This is a genomic window from Psychrobacter sp. UBA6739, assembly GCF_002453835.1.
Lineage (GTDB): Bacteria > Pseudomonadota > Gammaproteobacteria > Pseudomonadales > Moraxellaceae > Psychrobacter > Psychrobacter immobilis_A.
This window is the reverse complement of record NZ_DKHR01000007.1, coordinates 10,474-18,422: the sequence shown is the minus strand read 5'-3', so window position 1 is coordinate 18,422 and position 7,949 is coordinate 10,474. Positions and strand designations below refer to the sequence as shown.

The window sequence follows — 7,949 nt, the reverse complement described above, 5'->3', positions numbered from 1 at the left end:
CTACTTTTGCAAGAGGTCTATTCAAGATAGTCCTCTGGTAAATTATCTTTTACTTTTAAATAAATTAACTCGTTGTATCTACTAATCGGATCTTCATATCCCTGCAGATATTCCCTTAATAAATTTATAAAGTCATGATCATCATAATTTAAGTTTAACCGACTTTCACCTACATCATCGTTATCAATATATAGTAATGCTTTTGCATCACTAACACTCAACGAATCTAATGCCTTATAAAAATCCTTTACTAATTTTCTGCCGTTTCTTATCTCATCAATAACGCAATCTATTTCTAATCTATAAAGTTGGGACTTTGCATAATTGTCTATACTTGGGTCATTAACGATACGACCCTGAGGGTCGTATGTTTTTGGTTGCCTACTCATTATTCCCTCTCCTTAAAAGCTCGTAAAAACCTAATATCGCTTTGACAAAACCGTAATTCTTTTCTGACAAAAGTCTGACTAAAAACTCTTGTATGCATCTATAGATATAGGTTTTTCCCGATTATCCAGTCTTTAACAATATATACCAATAATTTGCTTAACTCCATCTTTTATTAATTCCGTCATATCAAGCAATCTTTTATGAACTGGTACAAAGATACGTGGACGTTTTTACAGCGCAGCTTGGCCATCCTTAGTGGGTTATAAATAATATCTATATAACATCCAGCCTCATGGAATGCTAATGCTAATGCTATGTGGTTTGATCTATCGATCAAACTTATCATAACTGACAACCAGTAAAAATAAACTGACTCTAGGATAGTTATGAAACCATAACCGTTCGGAGCAAGACTGATGAGAAATCACAAACTAACGCACCACCAAGTAGTAACAGATGTCGATAGAACAGTAAGAGGGATTTTAGAGGGCAAGTTTAGTATTCGTAAACTACGTTATAAACTGCAGTATCTATATGCTGCTCTGATGAGCGAATATAACGACTCTCTAAAATATGATGAAACCATCCATTGGTTCATTGCTACGATACAAGTGCTGCAAGGTGAGTACTATGCTACAGAGATCACTTGGGATGCTGACTTGGTCTATGAATTCGTGGACGAGATTCAAAGCTATGAGAATGAATACTCGCTAATGAAGATTAAATTTAGGTTACAAGAACGTCGTAACACTCAGAAGCTGACTAAGTATGTAAATCAATTAGTAAATCATTATTCAAGAGTACTCATGGTCAGGGTGGACTTGAAATATCACAACAGCGATAAAACTGAAATTGGAGTGGATGAGTTTCGAGAGCATATGAGAGTGTTGAGAGAACGTTTGAGTAATAAAGATAGATGCATAAAGGGACTAGAAGGATATGCTTGGGCGCTTGAGCAAGGGTATAGGCGTACAGAGAGTGGTAACTTACACTGTCACCTGTTACTAATTTATAGTGGGGCTGAGCGTAAAAACGCTTATTATTTAGCGAAGGAGATTGGTGAGATTTGGGAATCTATCACTAATGGTGCAGGAGGCTACTTTAATAGTCATACATCAGGCTATATCAAAACGCTTAAAAAAATTGGTCAATCTCCTGTTGCAATGGTTCATCGAAAGAATAGTCATGAAGTCAAAAAAGTATTAGAGGTGTCAGAGTATTTGACGACCAAGTCTAAGGATGTTGATGGTAAGTTTAACCAACGACTGAAGATGAAGGTTCCTAATATGAGAACTTTTGGTACAGGACAATTTGATATCAATAAACGTCGGGGCATAAAGCAATAGCAAAATAATCTCAAACCTATATTACAGTAATGAGATAGCGCATTAGTCATTAGTAAAGCGCCAAATCTAACATATTCAGGTCTGCCTCGAGCAGGCCTTTTTTATGCCCAAAATAAATAGGAGCCCTTATGAAACCCATTTGTCCTTGCTGTCGCTCATCTGCTGTTTATGAGGTGAATGGTAGTGGTAATAGTACTATCGTTGAAAGCCTGTTCTCTCCTGCCATGCTAGTCAGTCTTGGCGTCAGTATCTGTAAGACCCTAAAGTTCCATCCAGCTATAGGTGCTGTGGCAGGTGTTGCCTTAGCTGCGGTGATCGAGCTTGCTCAACCGAATAACGCTTTACCACTATTAGCGAACAAGCAGTATCGGTGTAGTAATTGTACTCACATTTTTAGTAGCTTTAATTAATCCATTCATCCACTTAATTTATTCAACAATAAAAGGAATATTCTTATGGCACATTTAATCGAAACAATGGCATTCGTAGGCGAAACCCCTTGGCATGGTTTGGGCGAAGAGCTGGCTCCCAAACAGCCTATCGAGATCTGGGCAAAGCAAGCGGGTATGGATTGGCGTATAGAGTCATCGGACGTTAGCTACATGGCAAACAATGACAAAGGGCATAACCTGATTTTGCCCTTTGTTGAGCAAAAGGTATTGTACCGTAGTGATAACTTCGAGCCGCTATCGGTGGTCAGTCAGCGTTATCAAGAAGTGCAGCCGCGTGAGATTTTAGAGTTCTATCGTGATCTTACTGAGCAATCTGACTTTGAGCTAGAAACGGCTGGCGTACTTAAAGGAGGGCGTAAGCTATGGGCTTTGGCCCGTACAGGCCAGTCAGCAACGCTTAAGGGCAAAGATGTCAGTAATGGCTACTTGTTACTGGCAACGGCTTGTGACGGCACGCTGGCGACCACAGCACAGTTCACATCGATCCGTGTGGTGTGTAATAACACCTTAGCCATTAGCCTCGCTGATGGCAGTGGTGGCGTAGTAAAAGTACCGCACTCCACTTCGTTTGATGCGGATAAGGTCAAGCAGCAATTAGGTATATCGGTGAAGCAATGGGATGAGCACAGCTATGAGATGAAGCAGCTATCTGAGCGGCGTGTCACCCAAGCAGAAGCCGCCAACTATCTAAGCCGTGTATTCAACGATCAGGACAATGACATCATTCTGTTTAACAGTGCTAAGAAAGAGAAAGACGCTGTGCCCAATGCAAAAGCGATGAATCAGGTGATGCAGATGTTTAACGGTCAAGGACGTGGTGCTGATCTCGATGCCGCTCGTGATACCGCTTATGGCTTGCTATGCAGCATTACGGAATACGTCGATCATGAACGACGGGCGATGTCGAGAGACCATAGATTAGACGGTGCTTGGTTTGGCTCTGGCGCTAAGCTTAAACAAAAGGGTTTAGAGGAATCCTTACTGATGCTGGCTTAACCAGTCACATTTGAAATCTGACCATACAATCAACCACGCCTTCGAGCGTGGTTTTTTTATGCCGTCTTTTTAATAAACAGTATTAACCAATAACAAATCTAACGAAGGAGTTCACCATGAACACAATCGCTTTAAACCATATCGCTCAGCTAAGACAAACCAAGCGTGTAACCGTTAAGGTAAAAACGCCCATCACCACAAAAACCAATATAGATAGTGAAACGGTAAAGCCGTCTGCCACTCAATCAACCACCGCAAAACGTCTGGTCAATACCAAAACGCTCAGTCATGAGGAATGGCTACAAGTTCGCAAGCAAGGTATTGGTAGTAGTGACGCAGCAGCAGCTTGTGGTATTCATCCGTATCTCTCTATGCTTGAGCTGTGGATGATCAAGACCGGTCGTTTGCACTCACACTTAGATGACGATATTGATGGCTATTCTCCCTTGTACTGGGGCAATATCTTGGAGCCTATGGTTGCTAAGTATTATCAGCAGCACACAGGCAATAAAGTTCGGCGTGTTAATGCCATCTTGCAGCATCCTGATCCTGACAATCACTTTATGCTGGCTAACTTAGACTACGCCATCACAGGAAATGAAGAGGTGCAAATTCTTGAGTGCAAAACCGCAGGGGAGCATGGCGCTAAGCTCTGGAAGCATGGCGTGCCTTTGTATGTCACTTGCCAAGTACAGCATCAACTGGCAGTCACTGGTAAACAGGCTGCTCATATCTGCGTGTTAATCTGTGGACATGAGGCGAAGATATTTAAGGTTGAGCGTGATGAGAAGCTGATTGCGTCCATCATCGAGCATGAGCGGCTGTTCTGGCAATACGTGGAGACCGACACCCCGCCAACGCCTGATCACTCTGAATCAGCAGCTCGTGCATTAAAGCTGCTTTATCCAACTCCTGAGCCGTCCAGCAAGGTTGATCTACGGGAAGATGACGGAGCCAATAAATTATTTGAGCAATTGCTTAGCTACCGTGATTACATGCAAGAGTTGGAGCAGCGCCATGACCAAGTGAAGCATCAGTTGCAAAGCTTAATTCAAGACAATGAGATTGCGGTATTCGAGAAAGGCGCGATTTCTTGGAAACGTTCTAAAGATAGTGTTGGCTTGGATAGTAAATCGCTCACCAAAGCGCATCCTGAATTGCTTGAGCAGTTTAGCAAAACACGCCCGGGCAGTCGTCGCTTTGTGATTCTTAACGATAACTAAGCTAAGAATCAGTCATCAATCATAATCAATAAATTAATCCAATTACTCGAATAAGCGCATAACAGCCCACCTGTCATAGGTGGGATTTTTTATGGCTAAACACATTTTATTAAATACATAAGGAATATCACCATGATTAAAGGTCTCACCATCACCCCTCCAGTTTTAGGTCGTATCAGCATTGGGCGTGTCATTCAAAAGGATGGCAAGCGTTTACCTGCTAAGGACGATCAATTCACTATTACCAGTCAAGTACAAAACAAAGACGGCTGGATCAATCATCCACTTGATGAAAAGTTGCGAGAGCACAGTAAAGGCAAGCTCAGACAAATACCGGTACGTATGCTGTTTAATGATCCTGAGCTTAATTTGCGAGCTGAATATACCTTATTTGATAGACAGACCGGACGCCCACTATGCGTGGGTGACGGTGAGCAATGTCAACGTCGAACCAGTAAAGGCGTTGAAAGCCATCCTTGCCCATCGCCTGATCGTTGTCCACTGGCACAAGGCGGTGCTTGTAAGCCTTATGGCAGACTGTACGCCAATCTCAGTGAAGACGATGAGCTAGGCACCTTTATCTTTCGCACCACAGGCTTTAATAGTATTCGCACGCTTGCAGCAAGGCTCAGCTACTTTGCTGCGGTATCGGGTAATAAGTTGTCATGTCTGCCATTACAGCTAACACTCAGAGGAAAAAGCACCACCCAAAGTTATCGGACACCAATTTACTTTGTCGATTTAACATTGCGTGATGGGGTAACGCTTAAACAAGCAGTGCAAGATGCCGGGGCAATTGATGCGGAGCTTAGCGAACACGGCTTTGATCAAGTGGCATTAGAGGAAGCTGCCAAACAGGGCTACGTGAACTCATGCTTTGAGGTTGATGGCGATGATTTAGCGGAAGTCGCTGAAGAGTTTTATCCGATGGAAGTAGATGACGTAAGCAATAACCTGCAAAGGAACTATCAGAGCGGGTTAGCCACTCATAACGTGACTAGCATCGAACAAGGTCTACGGAAAAGTGTGACAGTAGTGAGCTAACGCATTCAAACCAAATACAGAACATAAAAGGGAGCTGATCGATTCAGCTCCCTTTTATTGCTTGAAATAAGGGAAGTGTTCGGACTACATGGGATCCCATAAAAAAATACGAGATTCGGTAATCTGTATGAGAGGAAACGCTCTCAATCACTTACAAGGAGCTAATCATGGAAACTTTAAATATTAATAACCAAACTCACACAGCAAATCTAAATGCCGTACGTATACCAAGAATGCTGCCCGTAAAAGAGGTGGTTTACTTCACTGGACTTGGTACTACAACTATTTACGATATGCTAGACAAAAGATCCAAACGTTACGATCCGACTTTTCCTACTCAAGTCAAATTATCTAAAGGACGAGTAGCATGGGTTGAGACTGAGATTGCAGAGTGGTTAAATACTAAACTAGCTGCTAGATTTCACTAGATAGAAATGATAAATAAGCGACTCGGTGTGGCTTATTTATCATTTAATTTCAGCATCCATAGACTAACAGATTCTTCATTCTATGCGCTTCATAACTACCTAAATGGCATCATCAATGGCTCAAGGGAAATCATCTAGCATCGCTTGTTCACGTGTGTTGTTGGCAATTCGCGATATCACACCATTATTCTCATAAAATTTATCAGCAATGGTATTGGTATAATTTCATGTCTTGATCGGTCAGTTTAAGGGAAAGTCCCGAGACGTTAACCATATTTTAGTGCTTTAAATTCCGTAAAACACTAAAACATAAAAGAGCCCTCTAGAGGGCTCTCTTATTTCTTTAAATGATTTAATGATCATTTGCAATTTTGATTAAGTTTAAGGTTTAACCTAAATTAATCTTTTTAAATATCATTCAGTACTTTTGGTTTATCTGATGAACTTGTCGGCATTTTGAATTCAATACCAGCCTTTTTAAATAGTTTTGGATATTCTACCAAAGCCATAGTTGAATTTTTAGCAATACCAGTGATATCTCCGACCACACCTTTAGCCTCAACTAAAGACATTCCTGTATTGGTCAAGCTTTTTGGATTTGCTATTAAACTCGTACCTACTTGTTTAGCACCTACCGCCAATTCACGAGCGGTTAAACTTGCGATTACAAAGTTTGTTGCAGAGTCCAACAAATGCTGCTTCTGCTCCACATTCAATGCTGACAGCTTAGCTACTGTTCCTGCTTCATCTTTTTGAGAGGCTTCTAAAACAGCATTAGACAACACTAAAATTTGTTTTTGAATTGCTTCTTGTTCTTTTGGATCAGAGGTCGTTTTCAGACTTTTCTGTTTTGCTTTTAATTCATCTGAATCTTGTTTACTTGCGAGTAATGAAGCTAAAGCAGTACGACTCTGAGTAAACATTTCATTGGTTGCTTTAGCCTGCGTGAAGAAACCATTGATATCCATATTTGAAGAAGATACACCAGTAACAGACTCAGATAATGACGATGCCATCTTACTCAGCGACCCAAAACCTGCATAGACGCTTGATGCTCCCATTGAAGCTGCTATTGCTAAAACAATTGCAATTTTTTTCATACCTTGTTATCCCTATTTTGAAGAATCGGCTTTTTGCACGATTTGATTTAAAATTTTTGGTAGAGCCTCAAACATCTGAATGTTATACATTTCATGACGATGCTGATAATCTATACCTTTTAATGCGATTTCTTGTTGCAAACCATAAGCCCCTATTTTTTCAGACTTTTTGTTGAATATGCGTGCACCACTGGCCATAACCAATATGGCGTCACAATTACTTTTGTCTGCATTACATTTAATACTGTCTTGTTTCACTTCAATCTTAAGTACTGGCTGTAAACATTTATCTGTTGGAATATAAAAGTTAGCTTTCATATCTTTTTTAAACCCAGCATTTTCAGTCATAGCAACGACTGAATCTTTCAGTAGGGTCTGTCCTTTAAAGCCTGAACCTGTCGCATAAAATGGTTGTTTCGACTGACTGGTGAAAGCGTGGTAAATCAAAGGACCAAAACCATAAAATGGCATTTCACCGACTTGTTCGATATGTAAGCTTGGACATAAAACACGCGATTGCTTCGAGTCACCCACTGGAGCAGAACTATCAAGCAAAATTCTGTCTCCAGAACGCACGGGTAAACGATCACTGCTGTTGACAGGGAAATCTAATTGCGCAGTAACCCTCGCACCTTGACGTTCCAAAACAGTCGCTTCCCATGTTGGAATCAGAATATTACGTCCTGCTGCCTTATCTGAATGATAAACATGGACTTTCATTCCGGTACTTAAGCGTTCCCCCGCATCATCAATGGTAATGCGTTGACCACTTGAACTCGAGACTTTTAAATCAGAACGAGTAAATTGAATCCCTTTTTGAAATTGTTGACCTAATTTCAAAAGTGCGTTTTTCAATACAACTTCTTTACGTGCGTCTAGAGAAAATCCCATTCCTTCTGAAATCACATCTTTAATATCATCTGTTGCATGTGCTGAGTAGATCACGCGACCAGAACGATCAATCATTTCA

8 protein-coding genes and 1 pseudogene are annotated in these 7,949 nt (G+C 41.0%); 6 read left to right on the top strand and 3 right to left on the bottom strand.

The genetic code is table 11. The annotated features are described in order from the left end of the window. Positions 1-17: 17 nt before the first annotated feature. On the bottom strand, positions 18-389 hold the full coding sequence (locus tag B2575_RS02520; RefSeq protein WP_296240048.1) for a hypothetical protein: 372 nt from the start codon (positions 387-389) through the stop codon (positions 18-20). 417 nt (positions 390-806) lie between these two features. Here B2575_RS02520 and B2575_RS02515 point away from each other — a divergent pair, with 417 nt between their 5' ends. The 6 genes from B2575_RS02515 (at position 807) to B2575_RS02490 (ending at position 5,879) form a co-directional block, all read left to right on the top strand. Next, entirely contained in the window at positions 807-1,736 is a 930-nt protein-coding gene (locus tag B2575_RS02515) for a YagK/YfjJ domain-containing protein (RefSeq protein WP_296240047.1), read from the top strand. A 128-nt stretch (positions 1,737-1,864) separates the two neighbouring features. Further along, entirely contained in the window at positions 1,865-2,146 is a 282-nt protein-coding gene (locus B2575_RS02510) for a hypothetical protein (protein WP_296240046.1), read from the top strand. 45 nt (positions 2,147-2,191) lie between these two features. Beyond that, a complete protein-coding gene (locus B2575_RS02505; RefSeq protein WP_296240045.1) occupies positions 2,192-3,184 on the top strand; it encodes a DUF932 domain-containing protein in 993 nt (330 codons plus the stop codon). A 116-nt stretch (positions 3,185-3,300) separates the two neighbouring features. Then, on the top strand, positions 3,301-4,407 hold the full coding sequence (locus B2575_RS02500) for a YqaJ viral recombinase family protein (RefSeq protein ID WP_296240044.1): 1,107 nt from the start codon (positions 3,301-3,303) through the stop codon (positions 4,405-4,407). 132 nt (positions 4,408-4,539) lie between these two features. Continuing rightward, positions 4,540-5,451, top strand: coding sequence for a hydrolase or metal-binding protein (locus B2575_RS02495; RefSeq protein ID WP_296240043.1), 912 nt, complete (start codon positions 4,540-4,542; stop codon positions 5,449-5,451). Between the two features lie 167 nt (positions 5,452-5,618). Continuing rightward, positions 5,619-5,879, top strand: coding sequence for a helix-turn-helix transcriptional regulator (locus B2575_RS02490; protein WP_296240042.1), 261 nt, complete (start codon positions 5,619-5,621; stop codon positions 5,877-5,879). Between the two features lie 407 nt (positions 5,880-6,286). On the opposite strand, the gene B2575_RS02485 is transcribed toward B2575_RS02490, so the two are convergent. Continuing rightward, a complete protein-coding gene (locus tag B2575_RS02485; RefSeq protein ID WP_296240041.1) occupies positions 6,287-6,979 on the bottom strand; it encodes a hypothetical protein in 693 nt (230 codons plus the stop codon). Positions 6,980-6,991: 12 nt separating this feature from the next. Beyond that, positions 6,992-7,949 (bottom strand): annotated as a pseudogene (locus B2575_RS02480) (hypothetical protein); the annotation flags it as partial.